The sequence below is a fragment of the Streptococcus cristatus genome (genome assembly GCF_963529205.1).
GTDB classification, from domain to species: Bacteria; Bacillota; Bacilli; order Lactobacillales; family Streptococcaceae; genus Streptococcus; species Streptococcus cristatus_O.
On sequence record NZ_CAURYF010000002.1, the window covers coordinates 1 to 19089 of the forward strand.

At 41.5% G+C, this 19089-nt stretch carries 21 protein-coding genes and 1 tRNA gene; 5 read left to right on the forward strand and 17 right to left on the reverse strand.

The features are described 5' to 3' along the window. The 8 genes from cas9 to RWS39_RS00645 form a co-directional block, all read right to left on the reverse strand. Window positions 1-2180, reverse strand: a 2180-nt coding sequence (gene cas9 / locus RWS39_RS00610) for a type II CRISPR RNA-guided endonuclease Cas9 (RefSeq protein WP_314479311.1), incomplete at its 3' end; no start/stop codon positions are given. Window positions 2181-2829: 649 nt separating this feature from the next. Then, window positions 2830-2901: transfer RNA gene (locus tag RWS39_RS00615), tRNA-Arg, on the reverse strand. 42 nt (window positions 2902-2943) lie between these two features. Further along, window positions 2944-3291 carry a 50S ribosomal protein L19 gene (rplS, locus tag RWS39_RS00620; protein WP_314479313.1) on the reverse strand — a complete coding sequence of 116 codons (348 nt, stop codon included), beginning with the start codon at window positions 3289-3291 and terminating at the stop codon, window positions 2944-2946. Between the two features lie 118 nt (window positions 3292-3409). Next, entirely contained in the window at window positions 3410-3736 is a 327-nt protein-coding gene (gene crcB / locus RWS39_RS00625; protein WP_314479315.1) for a fluoride efflux transporter CrcB, read from the reverse strand. Further along, on the reverse strand, window positions 3733-4107 hold the full coding sequence (crcB, locus tag RWS39_RS00630) for a fluoride efflux transporter CrcB (RefSeq protein ID WP_314479318.1): 375 nt from the start codon (window positions 4105-4107) through the stop codon (window positions 3733-3735). Before crcB (RWS39_RS00630) ends, crcB (RWS39_RS00625) begins: the two co-directional genes overlap by 4 nt. Next, window positions 4104-4370 carry a chorismate mutase gene (locus RWS39_RS00635; protein ID WP_314479321.1) on the reverse strand — a complete coding sequence of 89 codons (267 nt, stop codon included), beginning with the start codon at window positions 4368-4370 and terminating at the stop codon, window positions 4104-4106. The genes crcB (RWS39_RS00630) and RWS39_RS00635 overlap by 4 nt, the downstream gene beginning before the upstream one ends. 341 nt (window positions 4371-4711) lie before the next feature. After that, window positions 4712-6094: a Fe-S cluster assembly protein SufB gene (gene sufB, locus RWS39_RS00640; RefSeq protein WP_314479324.1), complete on the reverse strand. Its 1383-nt coding sequence runs from the start codon at window positions 6092-6094 to the stop codon at window positions 4712-4714. 123 nt (window positions 6095-6217) lie between these two features. Continuing rightward, a complete protein-coding gene (locus tag RWS39_RS00645) occupies window positions 6218-6658 on the reverse strand; it encodes a flavodoxin (RefSeq protein WP_314479327.1) in 441 nt (146 codons plus the stop codon). 105 nt (window positions 6659-6763) lie between these two features. On the opposite strand from RWS39_RS00645, the gene RWS39_RS00650 reads away from it, so the two are divergent. Together RWS39_RS00650 and RWS39_RS00655 are read left to right on the forward strand one after the other, a co-directional pair. Beyond that, window positions 6764-7699: a DHH family phosphoesterase gene (locus RWS39_RS00650; protein ID WP_314479330.1), complete on the forward strand. Its 936-nt coding sequence runs from the start codon at window positions 6764-6766 to the stop codon at window positions 7697-7699. Between the two features lie 105 nt (window positions 7700-7804). Then, on the forward strand, window positions 7805-8047 hold the full coding sequence (locus RWS39_RS00655; RefSeq protein WP_048763695.1) for a type B 50S ribosomal protein L31: 243 nt from the start codon (window positions 7805-7807) through the stop codon (window positions 8045-8047). A 157-nt stretch (window positions 8048-8204) separates the two neighbouring features. On the opposite strand, the gene RWS39_RS00660 is transcribed toward RWS39_RS00655, so the two are convergent. The 6 genes from RWS39_RS00660 to cdaA form a co-directional block, all read right to left on the reverse strand. Next, window positions 8205-8360, reverse strand: a complete 156-nt coding sequence (locus RWS39_RS00660; protein WP_125387654.1) for a hypothetical protein — start codon at window positions 8358-8360, stop codon at window positions 8205-8207. 11 nt (window positions 8361-8371) lie between these two features. Further along, entirely contained in the window at window positions 8372-9682 is a 1311-nt protein-coding gene (gene obgE, locus RWS39_RS00665; protein ID WP_314479333.1) for a GTPase ObgE, read from the reverse strand. Between the two features lie 52 nt (window positions 9683-9734). Next, window positions 9735-9863 carry a DUF4044 domain-containing protein gene (locus tag RWS39_RS00670; RefSeq protein ID WP_082757320.1) on the reverse strand — a complete coding sequence of 43 codons (129 nt, stop codon included), beginning with the start codon at window positions 9861-9863 and terminating at the stop codon, window positions 9735-9737. A 185-nt stretch (window positions 9864-10048) separates the two neighbouring features. Continuing rightward, window positions 10049-11401 (reverse strand): phosphoglucosamine mutase, encoded by a 1353-nt coding sequence (glmM, locus tag RWS39_RS00675; RefSeq protein ID WP_015605382.1) that lies wholly within the window; start codon window positions 11399-11401, stop codon window positions 10049-10051. A 41-nt stretch (window positions 11402-11442) separates the two neighbouring features. Then, window positions 11443-12180: a CdaR family protein gene (locus RWS39_RS00680; RefSeq protein ID WP_314479338.1), complete on the reverse strand. Its 738-nt coding sequence runs from the start codon at window positions 12178-12180 to the stop codon at window positions 11443-11445. Then, complete coding sequence (cdaA, locus tag RWS39_RS00685; RefSeq protein ID WP_314479340.1) at window positions 12167-13024, reverse strand: diadenylate cyclase CdaA; 858 nt, start codon at window positions 13022-13024, stop codon at window positions 12167-12169. Before cdaA ends, RWS39_RS00680 begins: the two co-directional genes overlap by 14 nt. Before the next feature lie 107 nt (window positions 13025-13131). Here cdaA and murT point away from each other — a divergent pair, with 107 nt between their 5' ends. The 3 genes from murT to RWS39_RS00700 are packed head-to-tail and all read left to right on the forward strand — an operon-like array spanning window position 13132 to window position 15532. Then, window positions 13132-14475, forward strand: coding sequence for a lipid II isoglutaminyl synthase subunit MurT (gene murT / locus RWS39_RS00690; RefSeq protein ID WP_314479342.1), 1344 nt, complete (start codon window positions 13132-13134; stop codon window positions 14473-14475). After that, window positions 14475-15260: a lipid II isoglutaminyl synthase subunit GatD gene (gatD, locus tag RWS39_RS00695; RefSeq protein WP_314479344.1), complete on the forward strand. Its 786-nt coding sequence runs from the start codon at window positions 14475-14477 to the stop codon at window positions 15258-15260. Before murT ends, gatD begins: the two co-directional genes overlap by 1 nt. A 14-nt stretch (window positions 15261-15274) precedes the next feature. Next, the gene (locus RWS39_RS00700; RefSeq protein ID WP_314479347.1) at window positions 15275-15532 is read left to right on the forward strand and encodes a LapA family protein; all 258 of its coding nucleotides are present in this window, start codon (window positions 15275-15277) and stop codon (window positions 15530-15532) included. Between the two features lie 26 nt (window positions 15533-15558). Here the strand turns inward: RWS39_RS00700 and lepB are convergent, their stop codons facing one another. The 3 genes from lepB to RWS39_RS00715 form a co-directional block, all read right to left on the reverse strand. Beyond that, entirely contained in the window at window positions 15559-16116 is a 558-nt protein-coding gene (gene lepB, locus RWS39_RS00705) for a signal peptidase I (RefSeq protein ID WP_314479349.1), read from the reverse strand. Between the two features lie 152 nt (window positions 16117-16268). After that, on the reverse strand, window positions 16269-18218 hold the full coding sequence (thrS, locus tag RWS39_RS00710; protein WP_314479351.1) for a threonine--tRNA ligase: 1950 nt from the start codon (window positions 18216-18218) through the stop codon (window positions 16269-16271). Further along, a complete protein-coding gene (locus RWS39_RS00715; RefSeq protein ID WP_314479354.1) occupies window positions 18215-18856 on the reverse strand; it encodes an AAA family ATPase in 642 nt (213 codons plus the stop codon). The genes thrS and RWS39_RS00715 overlap by 4 nt, the downstream gene beginning before the upstream one ends. Window positions 18857-19089: the final 233 nt, after the last annotated feature.

Here is a 19089-nt window from a genome sequence, read left to right on the forward strand (position 1 = left end):
AGTTCTTGAACAACTTGCTTCAAATCATCTGTTTTGCCAACGACTTGTGCTTTTTTAATTGCTTCACTGAAAGAAAGCCCATCATCATTGATTAATTGCATAAAGTTACGATTGCTGTAGCCGTCATCAATCAGATAATCAAAAATCGTCTTGCCGGTTTTTTTATCGCGGATGCCGTTAATCAGCTTAGCAGAGAGTTTTCCCCAACCAGTATAATGTCGACGAGTTAGTGCTTTGATTACTTTTTCATCAAAGAGAGAATCATACTGAGCAAGACGTTGCTTAATCATCTCACGGTCTTCAAAGATAGTTAGAGTATGGACAATATTTTCAAGAATTGCTTCATTTTTAGCATCGTCCATAAACTTCTTATCCTTGATAATTTTGAGTAAATCATGGTAAGTAGAAAGACTAGCGTTAAATTGTTTTTCAATTCCTTTTAGTTCAATTCCATCGTAGCCATCAACATTGTATAGATACTGAATGAGATCTTTTTCGGTTACTTTTCTTTTTTCTTTGAAACATCTATCAACAATTTGCTTCTTCTGCCCACTATCAAGGAATTGATAGTCTCTCAATCCTTCTGCAATAAATTTTACTTTTGTTAATTCATTATAGACAGCAAATGTTTCATACAACAGACTGTGTTTAGGCAAAACTTTTTCCTCTGGGAGATACAAGTCATAGTTAGTCATCTTATTGATGAAGGATTCCGCAGAGCTTGCTTTATCAACAATTTCTTCGAAATTCCAGGGGCGAATTGCTTGGTCAGAATTTCGAGTTAGCCAAGCAAAATCACGATTGCCACGAGCCAATGGACCAACGTAGTAAGGAATACGGAAGGTTAATATTTTTTCAATCTTTTCTTTATTTTCCTTCAGAAATGGATAATGTTCTCCTTGTCGACGGATAATAGCATTCATTTCTTGAAGATGAATTTGATGAGGAATAGAACCATTATCGAAGGTGCGTTGTTTTCTCAAAAAATCTTCACGTTCAATTTTCTCAAGGAAATAGTCTGCTCCTTCGAATTTAGAGAGAAGATTTTTGATATACTTGTAAAATGCTTCTTGCGTGGCCTTGCCATCGATATACCCAGCATACCCATCTTTAGATTGGTCAGAAAACACTTCAGCATATTTTTCTGGAAGATTGTTTTTGATGAATTGTTTTAAAGTGGCTAAGTCTTTTTGGTGATTTTCATAGCGCTCAATCATAGACGCCGATAGTGGAGCCTTGGTTGATGGATCTATGACGGTTAAGATTCCTGATAGAAGAATGGCGTCATAGAGTTTTTTAGCAACTAAGAAAAGGTCTGCAAAATCATCTCCAATTTGTCCGAGCAAGTTTTCCAAATCTTCATCATAGGTATCTTTGGAGAATTGTAGTGGGGCTTTTTCTTCTAAGTTAAAATGTTTTTTAAAATCAGCTTGATTCCCTACAATCAACTTGAGAAATTCTGAAAAGAGACCAGTGGATTTTTCATCAGGAAATAGTTTTAGAACGCGTTCTCTCTTTGCAGATTTACTAATTTTATCAGTAAAAATTGCTTCGACTTGTGCACCTTGCTCACTAAGTGAACTTCCTTCAAATGTGTTGTCGTAAATGCTTATCAATTCATTAAAGATTTTTTGGATATCATTGTTTTTAATATCGAAAGATTCTTCATATAAAAAATGTCCGCGGTATTTAATCATATGAGCTAATGCCAGATAGATTAAGCGCAAGTCCGCTTTTTCTTTTGAGTCCGCCAGATGTTTTCTCAAATGATAGATAGTTGGAAATTGCTTATGGTATTCTTTCTCTTCTTGTAGGGTAGCAAAAATAGGATATTTACTTCCTCTTTTATCCTCAGGAATTAAAAAGGAGTCGTCCAATCGATGAAAGAAACTACTATCCACCTTGCTCATTTCCTCAGCAAAGATTTCTTGAAGATAGCGAAGACGATTCTTCCTGCGAGTATAGCGACGGCGTGCTGTTCGTTTGAGACGTCTATCCTCGGCAGTAGTCCCTTCATCAAATAACAAAGCTCCAATTAGATTTTTCTTGATAAAGTGTTTATCAGTATTACCCCGAACTTTCATCTTTTTCGATGGAACTTTATAGTCATCTGTAATGACGGCCCATCCGACGCTGTTTGTTCCGATATCAAGTCCGATAGAGTAATTTTTGTTGTCCATATATACAAACCTCCTTTGTATTGAGTTATAATTTTAAAAAATTAAGAAATGAGAGCTTTGATTAAGTCAATACAACCTTTCATAAACTTTATTAACTCAGTTAGAATTGCTAAATGATCTCTAGTAAATTTGAATTTTTCTAAAATTTTCTCCTTAAAATACAATCTTTTTTCAATTATAACATTCCTAATAAAAATTTCAATAAATTAAATGCTATATTTGTAGAAATCTGTTATAATTAGTAATGAGTTGTATTTTAGTTTTAGAGCTGTGTTGTTTCGAATGGTTCCAAAACTGTATGTCGTTGAGGACCTTGAAGGCGCAATTTTTAGAGCTGTGTTGTTTACAGCTTTAAAATATCCTTTTGTCGGATCTGTAAAATAATTTACATTTTACTTGATAATCTTTGATAAGTATAGTACAATGAAACTGTTGGAACTATTCGAAACAACACAGCAAGTTAAAATAAGGCAGTGGTTTTTAAGCCCAGTCCGTATTCAACTTGAAAAAGTACGCACCGATTCGGTGCTTTTTATTTACTATAATAACTATATTTTACTCTTATTTCTATAAAAAGGCAACGAAATTCAAAGCGTTTTCAACAATTCACTAAAAAACTACGTTCAAATGAACGTAGTTTTAATATTTATGTCCCCTGCCGGAATCGAACCAGCAACTACTCCTTAGGAGGGAGTTGTTATATCCATTGAACTAAGGGAGCTAGAGAAAAACCCTGCTGAATGAGCAGAGTTTTTTAGTCGAATTAACGACGGATTTCTTTGATACGAGCTGCTTTACCTTGAAGAGCACGCAAGTAGTACAATTTCGCACGACGTACTTTACCGTAACGAACAACTTCGATCTTTTCAACACGTGGAGTGTGGATTGGGAAGATACGCTCAACACCTACACCGTTAGAGATTTTACGAACTGTGTAGTTTTCTGAGATGCCAGCACCCTTACGAGCGATAACGACACCTTCAAAGATCTGGATACGTTCGCGAGTTCCTTCGACAACTTTCGCATGCACGCGGACAGTGTCACCAGGACGGAATGCAGGGATGTCTGAGCGAAGTTGACCTTCAGTCAAGCTTTGAATTAATGGATTCATTTTTTCTCCTATCTTGCTAATCTTGTAGCTCTAGACGACAGCGGATTAGCCGTTTTTTTAGTGCATCCATTTATGCACAAAGTATATTATATCAAAATTCTAGTAAAAGTAAAGATTTTTAGATAAAAATTCCTAAAAGAATCGCTAAAAATCCTAAAAAGTAAGTCAGCATCAGATAGAAGCTAAACTTCTTCTTATCTGAGAACAGCTCTGCTAATTCCGCATTAAAGGTGGAAAGAGTTGTTAAACCGCCACAAAAACCTGTTGCCAAAATGCTATACAGCTGTTTATCTTGGATATGATTATAAAAATATCCAATCAAAAGAGCTCCCAGTACATTAGCCATCAAGGTCCCTACTGGCAGAGAAGCTCTGCTATTGACCTTAGAAAAAAGGTAACGAACAAGAGCTCCTAGACCGCAAGCAATGAGTAAAAACCAAATCATGCGGTCACCTTCCTTCCAACCCATAAAGCAATGCAAAGGCTGCCGCCGATACTCAAGGCAAGGTATACGATCAATTCTGGATAACGGCCTAAATCCAACAATTTGAGCGAATCTAATAGAAGACCTGAAAAAGTCGTCAATCCGCCACAAAATCCCGTCGACAAAGCCAATAACAAACGCTTGGAAACTTGCTTGCGACTGAGATAGTCTTTAACCAAATAGACTAACAAGAGAGTTCCCAAATAGTTGACCAAAAGTGTAGCTAGCGGAAAATGTCCCGTAAATGTGAAAAAGAATGAACATTGATAACGAAGTAAACCGCCTAGCATAGCTCCCAAGAAGATTGCTAAAGAATTTTTTACTTCACTCATCTTAATTGCTTCTCCTGAAAAGCGCGTGAATGCTTTAGGATATCCGCAAAGGTCGCAAGAATCGGCTCTTGATATTCCTTATTTTCGATCTTACTCGCAACTTTAGCAAAAATCCTTTCTTCTCGTTTAGGATCTGCGACGGCCTTCCCAGTTGATTTTTTAACAGCCACAACTTGGCCGACCAGATTCATGCGTTTCTCTAGTAAGGCAACGAGCACATCATCCACTTGGTCAATTTCCTGTCTAATTTCTTCTAGCTTCATCTACTTCCTCCTTGTATGCTATCTATCATAACAAAAATTAGGAAAATGTTCTAGCATTACTCCAAATTAACAGCAAGGTCAAATAATTGAAAATTCCTATTATCTCACTTGATTTTGCCTCCTATCTGAAATCTAAAACAGTCTCTCAGATTTGCTAAGAAGTAAAGCGACTAGCCTCGCTACTTATCCGCAGATTTCAAGATACTCTGGACCTTAATTAAAGAAAACTCACAAAAACGAGTTTTTATCTACAGCCTAAAATAGTCTCCCGGACCTTAGATTAAGGGGAACTCGCAAAGGCGAGTCCCTATCTACAGATTAAAAAGGTTCCCCGAACTTTTTTAACCAACCGATCCTTCCATGCTCATGTTGATGAGTTGGTTGAGTTCAACGGCGTATTCCATTGGAAGTTCTTTGGTAATGGGTTCCATAAATCCGTTGATAATCATAGCTGTAGCTTCTTCTTCACTGATGCCTCGGCTCATCAGGTAGTAGAGCTGATCCTCGGACACTTTGGAAACCTTGGCTTCATGCTCTAGCGCGACATTTGAATTATGGATTTCATTAAAAGGAATAGTATCAGAACTGGACTCGCCATCCATCAGAATGGTATCGCATTCGATATGGGATTTGGAGCCAGCGCTATTCTTGCCAAAGCGAACCTGACCACGATAATCTGTCTTACCGCCATCCTTGGCCACTGATTTAGAAATTAAAGTACTGGAAGTCTTGGGTGCATTATGAAATACCTTACACCCCGCATCTAAGTGCTGACCATAGTTGGCAAAGGACATAGAGAGGACAGAAGTCCGTGCATTTCGACCATTGAGAAGACTGCAAGGATATTTCATATTGACCTTACTGCCTAAGTTCCCATCAATCCACTCTAAGGTACCGCCCTCCTCAACAATCCCCCGCTCCGTTACAAGATTATAGACATTGTCCGACCAATTTTGAATGGTCGTATAGCGGAAAAAGGCATCCTTTTTGACAATGATTTCGACATTTGCTGCATGAAGGCTATTAGTCGTATAAGTTGGTGCTGTGCAGCCCTCGATGTACTGGATAGAGCCACCCTCCTCGATAATCATCAAGGAGCGCTCAAACTGGCCAGCATTTTCACCATTGATTCGAAAATAGGTCTGAACAGGAACTTGGCACTGGACATTCTTGGGCACATAGATAAAGGTTCCGCCAGACCAAACCGCACTATTAAGCGCAGAAAATTTATGCTCAGCATTTGAAATCACAGTACCAAAATACCGCTTAACCAAGTCTGGATATTCCTGAACAGCCGTATCCGTATCAGTAAAGATAATCCCCAACTTGGCAAACTCTTCCTTCATATTGTGATAAACCACTTCCGATTCATACTGGGCCACAGCTCCAGACAGAAACTGCTTCTCGGCTTCTGGAATTCCCAAGCGGTCAAAGGTCTTCTTAATCTCTTCTGGGACTTCATCCCAACTACGAGCCCGATCTCCGCTTAGTTTCTGATAGTAGATAATATCATCAAATCGAATACCTGATAAATCAGGGCCAAAGTCGGGCATAGGTAACTTATGAAATAGTTCCAAAGAGCGGAGGCGATAATCCAACATCCACTGGGGCTCATTTTTTATTTCGGAGATTTCTCGAACAACTTCTTCAGTCAGACCCTTACCAGTTGAAAAGAGTGGCTTGACATCATCATGAAAGCCAAAGGCATAATCGCGTTCTTTCATAGGAACTCCTCCTTTATCTGATGGATAGCGCTTACCTATATTATACTCCTAATCATGAGAATTGTCAGAAAATAATACTTTAAGAAAAGAAAAACGGCCACAGCCGCTTTCCATATTGTCATTTTAAACTTTACTTACCAACTCTTCCGCAAATGCTTCCAAGCGCTCGATATCATCTTCTTCTGCAGAAAGATCTACTTTGACACATTCTGAACCTTTCACTGCTCCTGTAGCCGCAAAAACAGCATCAAAATCATCAACAGCCTTGCAGAATTCATCATAAAAAGTATCGCCTGAACCGACCACTCCATAGACCTTGCCAGACAAATCCAAACCAGATAAGTCTTCGTAGAAGTCCATCATTTCATCAGGTAGCTCACCGTCACCGTAAGTATAGGTCGCTACAATCGCAATATCGGCCTCCAAGAAGTCCTCTGCGTCAACTGTCGTACATTCATCCACATCGACATCAACACCCAAATCTCTCAATTTATCAGCAACAATATCGGCAATTTCCTCGGTGTTTCCAGTCATGCTGGCAAATACAATTTTCGCTAAGGTCATAGTTCCCTCCAAATTATAATCTTCATTCATTATAACACATCTTTTTTATTTTAAAAATAAAAATTCTTGTGCTACAATAACTAGAGAAAGTTTAAGAGGTTCACAATGAGTATCTATAGTAAAATTCTGAAAAAAATGAAAGAATACGACAAAATTATCATCCACCGCCACATGCGCCCTGACCCAGATGCGATTGGCAGTCAAGTCGGTTTACAAAAGCTTCTCCAACTCAACTTTCCTGAAAAATCCATCAAAGTAACAGGTTACGACGAACCAACCCTTACTTGGCTAGCCAAGATGGATGAGGTGGCCGATTCTGACTATGAGCAAGCTCTGATAATCGTGTGCGATACAGCCAACACTCCTCGTATTGATGATAAGCGCTACAGCATGGGCGACTTTTTGATTAAAATCGACCATCATCCCAACGACGATATCTACGGAGACCTGCTGCTGGTTGATACAGATGCTAGCAGTACCAGCGAGCTTATCGCTCTTTTGGCCTTCGAAAATCGCTTAGAAGTAAATGACTCTATCGCCAAACTCCTCTATGCTGGTATTGTCGGAGATACAGGTCGTTTCCTCTATCCAGCGACTACTGCACGGACATTTGAGGTTGCTGGAAAACTTCGCCAATATGCTTTTAATTTTTCAGAGCTTTCTCGAAAAATGGACTCCATCACCTATCAAGTTGCCAAACTACAAGGTTATGTTTATGATAATTTAGAAATTGATGAGAATGGTGCTGCGCGCGTTATCTTATCTCAGCAGTTATTGAAAGACAATCGATTGACTGATGCTGATACTTCAGCAATTGTAGGTGCACCCGGACGGATCGAAGATGTCCAGATGTGGGCCATCTTTGTCGAGCAGCCTGACGGCCATTATCGTGTGCGGATGCGCAGTAAATTTACTCCAATCAATGAAATTGCCAAGCAACATGATGGAGGTGGCCATCCGCTTGCCAGCGGTGCCAATGCTTATTCCAAAGATGAGGTCGACTTGATTTATCAAAAATTAAAAGAAAGAGCAAAAAAGTAAGAAAATCATCCAAAAGACTTGTCAAATCATTTAGAATTTGATAAACTATCAAAGTAACTAATCTATGGCTCGCAAAGAGTCCATGGCAGAAAGGATTTTTTTAAAATGAGAAAAGACATTCACCCAGAATACCGTCAAGTTGTATTTATGGACACTACTACTGGCTACAAGTTCCTTAGCGGTTCAACTAAACGTTCAAACGAAACTGTTGAATTCGAAGGCGAAACTTACCCATTGATCCGTGTCGAAATTTCATCAGACTCACACCCATTCTACACTGGACGTCAAAAGTTCACTCAAGCAGATGGACGTGTGGATCGTTTCAACAAAAAATACGGTCTCAAATAAGAACCGTATTGACATTAAAACAAATGTTAATACGAAGCCATTTCCGAGAAATCGGATTTGGCTTTTTTTGTTTTTCCAATAGAAAATCCTTTGAAATGTAGAATGAGGCAGCATGACTACTGTCACTCATTCCTTCATCTCAAAGGATTGGTTTCAACTATTGATCTTCTTTCAATTTTTCTCGCTCAAGGCGAAGTTTGCGATTTGGATTCAGACGATTAAAGAGTTCTTCCAGCTTTTTTGCATTCCAAACATCTGCTGCTGAGACAAAGTTGCCATTTTCATCTCGGAAAGATATTGGTTTATCACCCATTACATATCTCCTTAGTCAACAAATTCAAACTCAAACTTACCGATGCGCACCAAATCTCCGTCCTTGGCACCACGCGCACGAAGTGCTTCGTCAACACCCATACCGCGCAGCTGACGAGAGAATTTCATGATGGACTCATCGCGGTCAAAGTTGGTCATTGTAAAGAGTTTCTCTAGCTTATCACCTGAAAGTACCCATGTAGCATCATCATCACGGGAGATTTCGAAGGCTGGCGCTTCTTCGTCAAAGCCATAATATGCCTCATCTTCCATATCCGCTTCTTCATAAAGCAGAAACTCAGGTGTCTTATCCAGCAGCTCAGCTGTCGCATCCAAGAGAGTGGCAAGCCCCTGCTTGGTCAGACTAGAAATAGGGAAAATCTGCGGCAACTCTTCAAATTCATCATAGTTGGCAGCCAGTTTTTTCTTGAATTCTTTCAAGTTTTCTGCACTGTCAGGCATATCCATCTTGTTGGCTACGATGATCTGCGGCCGTTCCATCAAGCGTAAATTATAGGACTCCAGCTCCTTATTGATCGCAAGATAATCCTCATAAGGGTCGCGTCCCTCACTAGCAGACATATCAATAACGTGCAAAATGACCCGTGTCCGCTCGATATGTCGAAGAAACTGGGTGCCTAGACCCACGCCCTGACTGGCTCCTTCAATCAACCCTGGCAGATCGGCTACAGCAAAAGATTCCCCAGACTGAGTCCGAACCATGCCCAGATTAGGAACAATCGTGGTAAAGTGATAAGCTCCAATTTTCGGCTTAGCTGATGTAATCACACTCAGAAGGGTTGATTTCCCAACCGAAGGAAAACCAACCAAACCAACATCGGCCAGCACTTTTAGCTCCAGCAGTAATTCTCTTTCCTGACCAGGCTCTCCATTTTCAGAAATTTCCGGAGCAGGATTTTTAGGTGTAGCAAAGCGAATATTGCCACGACCGCCACGACCGCCATGCGCTACGACGAAACGTTGACCGTGTTCAATCAAATCCGTAATGACCTTGCCAGTTTCAGCATCACGAACGGTCGTTCCCTGCGGTACACGGACAATCAAATCCTCCGCACCTCGGCCATGCATTCCCTTGGTCATTCCTTTTTCGCCCGATTGAGCCTTGAAATGACGGTTGTAACGGAAGTCCATCAAGGTACGGAGACCTTCATCCACGACAAAAATCACATCGCCACCACGGCCGCCATCGCCGCCCCAAGGTCCGCCATTGGGTACATATTTTTCTCGGCGAAAAGCCACCATGCCGTCGCCGCCCTTGCCAGCCTTGACCTGAATCTTGGCTGTATCTAAAAACATACTCATATAAATTCTCGCTTCTTTTTTACTCTAAAAAAACGCCTTGCAGCGTTTAGGATTAGAAGATTGCGCCGATAGCTGATGCAAAAATTGCACCGACTGTTACAAGTAACATGATTACCACGACCAGCATTGTCAATTTTTCAAATCCAGTTTTTTTACGTTGTCCGTTATCTCCAAAAGCCACTTTATTACCTCAATTCCAAGATTACTCCCTATATTTTAACACGATTAGTATACTTTTTCAAATATTTACGAAAGGAAAAGGAAAAAGAGAGTTTTTCACCCTGTCAACAAAAAACTTCCAAAAAAGATTGAAGAACTCACTCCAAATAGGAGGCTTCTCCAATCTTTTGAATTTTATCTTGCTTTTTAATCGATGCCAATTTCAGCACGGACAACATCCGCAATTGTATCCACATAATAGTCCACTTCTTCATGAGTTGGCGCTTCAGCCATAACACGCAGAAGCGGTTCTGTTCCACTTGGGCGGACAAGGATACGGCCGTTTCCTGCCATTTCAGTTTCCATTTTTTCAATAATGTCTCTGATAGCAGGAACTTCCATTGACTTATCTTTCATGGCATTTTCGACACGAATATTAACCAATTTTTGTGGGTAAATAGTCACTTCTGCCGCAAGTTCAGACAAGCTCTTGCCAGTTTCTTTCATCACTTTGGTTAATTGCACAGCTGACAATTGACCATCACCAGTGGTATTATAATCCATGATAATAACATGTCCAGACTGCTCACCACCTAGATTATAACCGTTCTTGCGCATTTCTTCCACCACATAGCGGTCGCCAACGGCAGTCACTACTTTATTAATGCCTTCGCGCTCCAAGGCTTTGTGGAAACCAAGGTTGGACATAACGGTCGTTACAATTGTATTTTGAGCCAATTGGCCTTTTTCAGAAAGATACTTGCCGATAATGTACATAATCTTGTCACCATCTACAATATCGCCATTTTCATCAACAGCAATCAAACGGTCACTATCGCCATCAAAAGCGAGGCCAATCGCTGCACCTGATTCACGGACCGTTTCTTGTAAGCCTTCTGGATGAGTAGAGCCGACATTTAAGTTAATGTTGAGGCCATCTGGATTTTCTCCGATAACAGTCAGCTGGGCACCCAAATCAGCAAAAATTTGACGGGCACTAGTTGAAGCAGCACCATTTGCCGTATCAAGGGCAACGTGCATTCCTTCAAGATCTAAACCAGTTGAAACGATATATTGTTGGTACTTACGCAAGCCTTCTGGATAATCCATGACTTTTCCTAGACCTTCTGCACTTGGACGTGGAAGGGTATCTTCTGCTGCGTCCAGCAATGCTTCGATTTCGAGTTCGCGCTCATCATCCAGTTTATAACCATCGCCACCAAAGAATTTGATGCCATTATCAAGAGCAGGATTGTGGCTAGCTGAAATCATGACACCCGCGCTAGCTTTTTCGGATTTGACCAAGTAAGCAACACCTGGAGTAGCGATCACACCAAGTTTGTAGACGTGAATCCCCACAGAAAGCAGACCTGCAATCAAGGCACTCTCCAGCATTTCTCCCGAAATACGTGTATCACGGCCAACAAATACCCGAGGAACTTCACTTTCGTGTTGGCTCAGAACATATCCACCAAAACGACCCAGTTTAAAGGCCAATTCCGGCGTTAATTCCACATTAGCTTCTCCACGAACACCATCGGTTCCAAAATATTTACCCATTTTTAAAATTTTCCTTTCAAATCTTGCATTTATTTACTAGATTAATTCGAACTTGAGCTCGATTTTGAGCTTGACGAATTCGAATGTGTCGTTTTGGTCGTAACTTTCATCGTTGTTTCAAACGGTGTCACAACACTTGGCAAAACATTCCCATTGGCATCCATGGCCTGCAAGGAAGCTGCCCCACTATAATTTCCTGAAATAGTGACGTTGCTTGGTAAGACTGCTGCGACATGATTAACTTTTCCCAAAGTTTCTTCATCGCTTGTCACTGTAGCTTCTTCGTGCTCCAAGCTCACATTTGTGATAGAGATATCTTCTGCAACCTGACTGCCTGTGATGAGATACTTCACTGGCACTTTCTTGCTTGCTTTTTTACCTATCTTGACTGAAATTTTTTGCGGATTGACCGTAGCAGACAGGCCGCTAGGTAGATTTTCGACTTTCAGCTGCACTTCGACTGTTCCTTCTGATGCATTGGATAAATCCGCTACCACATGGAACTTCCGTGTACTCTCCTGCATTTCGCTACTTAAAGCCACTCTATTAGAACCCGTCAAAACAACACTAGCTTCGGAGGTAAAGCCGCTAATAAAGTACCGCTCACTATCATACTTGATATCAATCGGGACATTAGGAATCGTATTACTATAAGTTTCCGAGGTCACTTGGCGAATACTGATACTATTTTGAAAACTACTAGACGTCGCATAAATAAACAAAACCAAAGCAAAAAATAAGGAGGAAATAATATAGAGAATTTTTTTACTTTGTTTCATTCTTCCATCCTCCTAGGATACGATTCTTTAGGCTCATTTTCTCATGCCTGTCTGATAAGAGAACTTCCCGCAGTTGTGATTCGAACTCGCTCAAACTCAAGTCATGCTTGAAGACTCCATTATGTGTCGTAGAAATACCGCCTGTCTCCTCAGACACGACAAAAGTAAAGGCATCTGAAACTTCTGAAAGGCCAATCGCAGCCCGGTGACGAGTCCCAAATTCCTTGGAAATACCTGTGCTTTCTGTAAGCGGCAAATAGGCACAAGAGGCAGCGATCTTATTATCTTTGATAATAACTGCCCCATCATGCAGAGGCGTATTAGGAATGAAAATATTGATCAACAGTTCCCCAGAGATATCCGCATCCAGTGGGATTCCCGTTGCAATGTATTCCTGCAATGTTCGAGCGCCCTGAATAGCTACCAAAGCACCGATCTTACGCGGACTCATGTAAGCTACTGCCTTAACAAAGGCTTGAATCAATTTCTCCTCACTGCTGACTGGCGTGGCTGAAAAAATCTCAGTTGCTCTACCCAGCTTTTCAAGACCAGTCCGAATCTCAGGCGAGAAAATCACCACTGCCGCAATGACCCCGTAGGTAATAACCTGATTGATCAACCATGAAATGGTCGTTAAACCAATGATATTCGCTAAAAACTGTGCCAAGATGAAGAAGAGCACTCCCCGAACCAGAATCATAATTTTGGTCCCGGCAATTGCTTTAGTAAAATGATATAAAATCCAGGTAACTAAAGCAATATCAATAATGTTGATTAAAATATTCCAAGGATTACTGAATACATTAGACCAGTATTGGAGATTGGTTAATTGTTGAAAGTTCATTGCATAGTGGCCCTCCCAGTCAAAAACAAACAGTTCTCAACCATTATATCACTTTTAAGGATATTTTTCTGTAACCTTCTTTACTTTTTTATGATAAAATATTTCTTATGAAGATAAATACAGCATTGGGCCTCCTAGCAGGCAAGTCCTCCCACTTTGTTCTCAGCAAAATGGGACGCGGCTCGACTCTGCCAGGGAAAGTTGCCCTCACATTTGACAAAAACATTCTGCAAAACTTGGCCAAGAACTACGAAGTTGTGGTTATTACCGGAACCAATGGAAAAACTCTAACTACAGCTCTAACAGTAGGCATCCTCAAGGAAGCTTTCGGAGAAGTAGTGACCAATCCTAGCGGTGCCAATATGATTACCGGGATTACCACAACCTTCCTAACCGCTAAGAAAGGCAAATCTGGCAAAAATATCGCTGTGCTGGAAATAGATGAAGCCAGCCTGTCTCGGATTTGTGATTACATCAAGCCTAGCCTCTTCGTCTTTACCAATATTTTCCGTGACCAGATGGACCGCTATGGTGAGATCTACACAACTTACCAGATGATTTTAGATGCTGCAGCTAAAGTACCTGAAACAACTGTGCTGATGAATGGTGACAGCCCGCTCTTTAACTCGGTCAGCCTAAAGAATCCTGTCCGCTACTATGGATTTGACACGGAGAAAAGCCAACCTAAGCTAGCCCACTACAATACTGAGGGTATCCTCTGTCCTAAGTGCGAGCATATCCTCAAGTACGAGCTCAATACTTATGCAAATCTGGGAGCTTACATCTGTGAGGACTGTGGTTTCAAGCGCCCTAAGCTAGACTACAGTCTGACCGCTCTCAAAGCACTTGAGCACAATCGCTCTGCCTTTACCATTGATGGACAAGACTATCAGATCAATATCGGTGGTCTCTACAATATCTATAATGCCTTGGCCGCTGTGTCAGTTGCTCAGTTCTTCGGAGTCGAGCCAGCTACCATCAAGGCTGGCTTTGACAAGAGTCGGGCTGTCTTTGGCCGTCAGGAAACTTTCAAAATCGGCGATAAGGAATGTACCTTGGTCTTGATCAAAAATCCGGTCGGAGCCACCCAGGCCTTGGAAATGATTGAGCTGGCACCTTTTGACTTTAGCCTCTCTGTCCTGCTCAATGCCAACTATGCAGACGGCATTGATACCAGCTGGATCTGGGATGCTGATTTTGAGAAAATTTTAGAGATGGATATTCCTCAGGTCCTTGCAGGTGGAGTTCGCCATTCTGAGATTGCGCGTCGACTGCGAGTAACAGGCTATCCAGCAGATCAGATTACCGAAGTCAAAGATTTGGAAGCAGTCTTTAAGTTGATTGAAGAGCAAGAAACCAAGCACGCCTATATCCTAGCTACTTATACCGCTATGCTGGAATTCCGCGAGTTGCTGGCAGAACGACAAGTAATCAGAAAGGAGATGAACTAATGGTTTATAGATCCCTCGTTTCTCCTGCAAACCAGGATTATCACTATGACTTAAAAATCGCTCATCTCTACGGCGACCTTATGAATACCTATGGCGACAACGGTAATGTCCTTATGATCAAGTATGTAGCTGAAAAGCTAGGCGCTAGGGTTGAGGTTGATATTGTCTCCCTAGAGGATGACTTTGACAAGGATAGCTACGACATCGTCTTCTTTGGCGGAGGTCAAGACTATGAGCAAACGATCGTGGCTCGTGACCTGCCAGCTAAAAAAGAATCTTTAGAAAACTTTATCAATGACAACGGCGTTGTGCTAGCTATCTGTGGCGGTTTCCAACTCTTGGGTCAATACTATATCGAGGCTTCTGGACGTCGAATCGAAGGACTCGGTATCATGGGACACTATACCCTAAACCAAGTCAAGAATCGCTATATCGGTGACATTAAGATTCATAACGAAGAATTTAACGAAACCTACTATGGCTTTGAAAACCACCAAGGGCGCACCTTCCTCTCCGACGATGAAAAACCGCTAGGTAAGGTCGTCTATGGAAATGGTAATAATCAAGAAGACGGCAACGAAGGTGTCCACTACAAGAATGTATTCGGATCCTATTTCCATGGTCCCATCTTGTCTCGCAATGCGAACTTGGCCTACCGTCTAGTGACCACTGCTCTTAAAAACAAGTATGGCTCTAACATTGAATTAGCAGCTTATGAAGATATCCTAGCCCAAGAAACTCAAGAAGAGTACGGCGATATCAAGAGCAAGGCTGAATTTGAATAATTAGGAGAATCATTATGAAAGAAAAATTACATTATATCCTGCTTTTAATTACCATTCTATTGGTGGCCAGTATTTCCTTGGCCAATATGCAGAGCGTCAATGTTAGCTTTATCGTCTTCAACTTCAAACTTCCCTTGATTATATTGATTTTGGTCTCTGTTCTCCTGGGCTCTGTCACGACCTTTCTCATCAGCATGCCAAAAAATTTCTCACTAAAAAATGAGCTTAAGAAAACCAAAGAAGCTCTGAAAACATCTCAAAAAGAAAACTAGGTTGGAAATTCCAACCTAGTTTTTTACTACTTTGTTTCAACAAAACCAAATTTATCTAAAGGAGAGATACGGAATTCTACCATTCCCTTAATCTGCTCCTTTTTGATCAGACCAAATTCTCGACTGTCTTTCGTATTTTCCCGTCGATCATTCAAGATGAGAAAAGAATTTTTAGGGATGGTATCAGAAGTCGCTCCTTTTAAGTCAACAACAGAAAAATCGTGGGTATAATAGCCCGTGCTGGCAGCCGAAGCCAGATATTTCTCCCGCATCTTTTCGATATATTGCTCTGATTGCACCTGATTGTTCAGATACAGCAAGTTATCCATATAGGTTACCTTGTCATTTTCCTTAGCAATGACACGGCCGACATATTCTTTTCCATCGACCTCATAGAGGGCAAATTCCCCACGAGTAAGCTTGGCTGTCTTATCCGCCAAGACCAAATCATTTTCCGCTAAGAAAGAATTGGCATCTTGCTTGGTGATACGATAAGGTGTATAGACAAACAAGCGTAGCCCCACCAGAATGGCAACAAATACCGTCACAATGATAATATTTCTCAGTAAATCTCTCTTTAACATCTCTCTCCCCTGTCCTTTTATTCTATTATATCATTTTTCATGGGATTAGACAAAACACAGAGATAAGAGAGGATCACGTTTAACAAAATTGTAAAAAATGAAAAGGCAAATTCAATTGAGGAGCTTCCTCAATTGAATTTGCCTTTTTTATTTTAATCTTCTTTAGCCACGCGTGATTTGTTAGCAATATCAGCCAGGATAGATTCAACAAATTCATCAACTGAGACAGTTTGTGTTTCTTTTTGACCGTAGCGACGGACATTGACTGTTCCGTCTTCCATTTCCTTATCTCCAACGATCAATTGGTAAGGAATCTTGCTGGTTTGAGAAGCACGGATCTTGAACTGCATTTTTTCGTTGCGTTCATCGACATCAGCACGGACACCACGGTCACGGAGTTTCTTAGCCACTTCCCATGCATAGTCCACGTGTTTTTCGTTAGATACTGGGATGAGGGTCACTTGATGTGGTGCAAGCCATGTTGGGAAGGCACCCTTGTAGTTCTCAATCAAGATAGCTGTGAAGCGTTCCATAGTTGAGATAACCCCACGGTGGATCATAACTGGACGGTGCTCTTCACCATCAGCTCCGATGTATTTGAGATCGAAACGTTCTGGAAGCAAGAAGTCAAGCTGGATCGTAGAAAGTGTTTCTTCTTTTCCTAGGGCAGTCTTCACTTGGATATCGAGTTTCGGACCATAGAAGGCAGCTTCACCTTCGGCTTCAAAATAGTCCACGCCCATTTCATCAAGGGCTGCACGAAGCATAGTTTGAGCATTTTCCCACATTTCATCGTTGTCAAAGTACTTGTGAGTATCTTGAGGGTCGCGAAGAGAGAGGCGGAAGCGATATTCAGTCAAGTTAAAGTCTTCGTAAACGTCGATAATCAACTGAAGGGCACGTTGGAATTCTTCTTGGATTTGTTCAGGAGTTACAAAGAGGTGACCGTCGTTGAGAGACATTTCACGCACACGTTGAAGACCAGTGAGGGCACCAGATTTTTCGTAACGGTGCATCATACCGATTTCAGCGATACGGATTGGCAATTCGCGGTATGAGTGAACATGGTGTTTGTAGACTTGGATGTGGTGTGGGCAGTTCATTGGACGAAGAACGAATTCTTCCCCGTCACCCATGTCCATAGTTGGGAACATGTCTTCTTGGTAATGGTCCCAGTGACCAGAAGTCTTGTAAAGCTCCACAGAAGCAAGTGGTGGAGTGTAAACGTGTTGGTAGCCAGAAGCCAATTCCTTGTCGACAATGTAGCGCTCCAACTCACGACGGATAGTCGCACCGTTTGGCAACCAGAATGGAAGTCCCTGTCCGACTTCTTGTGAAATCATGAAGAGGTCAAGCTCTTTACCAAGTTTACGGTGGTCACGTTCTTTAGCTTCTTCACGCATTTGAAGGTAGTTCTTCAAGTCTTTCTTGTCAAACCAAGCTGTACCGTAGATCCGTTGCATCATAGCGTTATCGCTATTTCCACGCCAGTAAGCACCAGCTACATGGAGCAGGTGGAAGATTTGGATGCGACCAGTTGAAGGAACGTGAGGTCCACGGCAGAGGTCCACGTATTCACCTTGACGGTAGATAGTCAAACCGCCTTCGTCTTCTGAGTGCTCTTCGATCAATTCCAACTTGTAAGGGTCGTTCTTGAAGATTTTACGTGCTTCGTCTTTGGTAACTTCCTCGCGAATAGATGGGAAGTTTTCTTTAACGATTTTTTTCATTTCTTCTTCGATACGAGGAAGGTCTTCGTTGGAGATTTGATCAGCTTGATTGTCCGTATCGTAGTAGAAGCCATCTTCGATAGCTGGACCAACTCCCAAGTGAATGTCTGGGAAGAGGCGACGAGCTGCTTGAGCGAACAAGTGGGCAGCAGAGTGACGCAAGATGTCTAAGGCGTCTTCGTGGTCAGGTGTCACGATTTCAATGGCACCATCTTCAGTGATAGCACGTGTCATATCAATCAATTTGCCGTTGAATTTACCAGCCAAAGCTTTTTTAGCCAGGGAATTGCTGATAGATTGAGCAATTTCAAAAGTTGACACGCCAGATTCGAATTCACGAACAGCGCCATCTGGGAAAGTAATCTTAATCATGTGTTTTCTCCTTTAATATCTATTCTATTTTTATTGGACAATTTAAAGATTCGAGCAATCTCTTCCGCAGTCTGCTTTTCGGATTGACGACCATCTGTCATGAGACTAGAATAACCTAATTTCATCGCTTCCTTACGAACCATTTGAGCAAAAAGAATGTCTCGCTGCATCCAGTTTTCAAAAGCTTGCTCAGGATTGGTTGTTCCCTCTAAGACATAAGGAACCCATTCTCTCTGTCTATAATGCTTTTTCTGAAAATCAGCTGTCGGAGTCAAGCATAGATAAGAGGGCACTGGGCATTCAAGCTCCTTTACCAAGTGAGGCAAAAGTCCTGCCCCCTCCACCAAGAGAGGTCTATCTTGATTTTTTATCAAGTAAGATTTTACATAAGGAAAAATCTCTTCATAAAAGCGCCATTCTTCATCTGCCATCTCTTCTGGATTTCTCATCCAGATTTGTTCCGGATTTCTGTCCTGTCTCAGAAGGCAAATCGGCTGTGAGTCTGCACTTGCTTGACTCATCATCTCGTCTACCAAATCATCCAGTTTGATATGAAGCAGCTGATACTGTCTAGCAAGAAGTGAAGCAATTGTTGACTTCCCACTACAAGGCGATCCGCCAATCATATAAAGCACCATTCTCCCTCCTTCTGACAAAAGAAAAACGACATCCTCGAAAGGACGTCGCAACGTGGTTCCACCTTCATTTATGCAAGTCAAAAAGACCTACACCTCTGATTGGCTCTAACGTAGCCACCGTTTTATGTTTTCATAAAAGCCAGTAGAGTAGTCCCAACTGCATCCTCTGCGCGATTTCCAGCTCCACGCGCTCTCTAAAAGATTTCCTGCAGGTGATATGTCTCTAAAAATTA

Excerpts from the sequence above, each read along its gene's own strand:
- thrS (WP_314479351.1), bottom strand. The coding sequence starts at position 18,218 with ATGATTAAGATTACTTTCCCAGATGGCGCTGTTCGTGAATTCGAATCT.
- RWS39_RS00650 (WP_314479330.1), top strand. The coding sequence starts at position 6,764 with ATGAGTATCTATAGTAAAATTCTGAAAAAAATGAAAGAATACGACAAA.
- cdaA (WP_314479340.1), bottom strand. The coding sequence starts at position 13,024 with ATGAACTTTCAACAATTAACCAATCTCCAATACTGGTCTAATGTATTC.
- crcB (WP_314479315.1), bottom strand. The coding sequence starts at position 3,736 with ATGATTTGGTTTTTACTCATTGCTTGCGGTCTAGGAGCTCTTGTTCGT.
- RWS39_RS00700 (WP_314479347.1), top strand. The coding sequence starts at position 15,275 with ATGAAAGAAAAATTACATTATATCCTGCTTTTAATTACCATTCTATTG.
- sufB (WP_314479324.1), bottom strand. The coding sequence starts at position 6,094 with ATGAAAGAACGCGATTATGCCTTTGGCTTTCATGATGATGTCAAGCCA.
- RWS39_RS00660 (WP_125387654.1), bottom strand. The coding sequence starts at position 8,360 with ATGGGTGATAAACCAATATCTTTCCGAGATGAAAATGGCAACTTTGTC.
- glmM (WP_015605382.1), bottom strand. The coding sequence starts at position 11,401 with ATGGGTAAATATTTTGGAACCGATGGTGTTCGTGGAGAAGCTAATGTG.
- RWS39_RS00635 (WP_314479321.1), bottom strand. The coding sequence starts at position 4,370 with ATGAAGCTAGAAGAAATTAGACAGGAAATTGACCAAGTGGATGATGTG.
- murT (WP_314479342.1), top strand. The coding sequence starts at position 13,132 with ATGAAGATAAATACAGCATTGGGCCTCCTAGCAGGCAAGTCCTCCCAC.
- crcB (WP_314479318.1), bottom strand. The coding sequence starts at position 4,107 with ATGAGTGAAGTAAAAAATTCTTTAGCAATCTTCTTGGGAGCTATGCTA.
- rplS (WP_314479313.1), bottom strand. The coding sequence starts at position 3,291 with ATGAATCCATTAATTCAAAGCTTGACTGAAGGTCAACTTCGCTCAGAC.
- gatD (WP_314479344.1), top strand. The coding sequence starts at position 14,475 with ATGGTTTATAGATCCCTCGTTTCTCCTGCAAACCAGGATTATCACTAT.
- RWS39_RS00645 (WP_314479327.1), bottom strand. The coding sequence starts at position 6,658 with ATGACCTTAGCGAAAATTGTATTTGCCAGCATGACTGGAAACACCGAG.
- RWS39_RS00680 (WP_314479338.1), bottom strand. The coding sequence starts at position 12,180 with ATGAAACAAAGTAAAAAAATTCTCTATATTATTTCCTCCTTATTTTTT.
- obgE (WP_314479333.1), bottom strand. The coding sequence starts at position 9,682 with ATGAGTATGTTTTTAGATACAGCCAAGATTCAGGTCAAGGCTGGCAAG.
- lepB (WP_314479349.1), bottom strand. The coding sequence starts at position 16,116 with ATGTTAAAGAGAGATTTACTGAGAAATATTATCATTGTGACGGTATTT.
- RWS39_RS00715 (WP_314479354.1), bottom strand. The coding sequence starts at position 18,856 with ATGGTGCTTTATATGATTGGCGGATCGCCTTGTAGTGGGAAGTCAACA.
- RWS39_RS00655 (WP_048763695.1), top strand. The coding sequence starts at position 7,805 with ATGAGAAAAGACATTCACCCAGAATACCGTCAAGTTGTATTTATGGAC.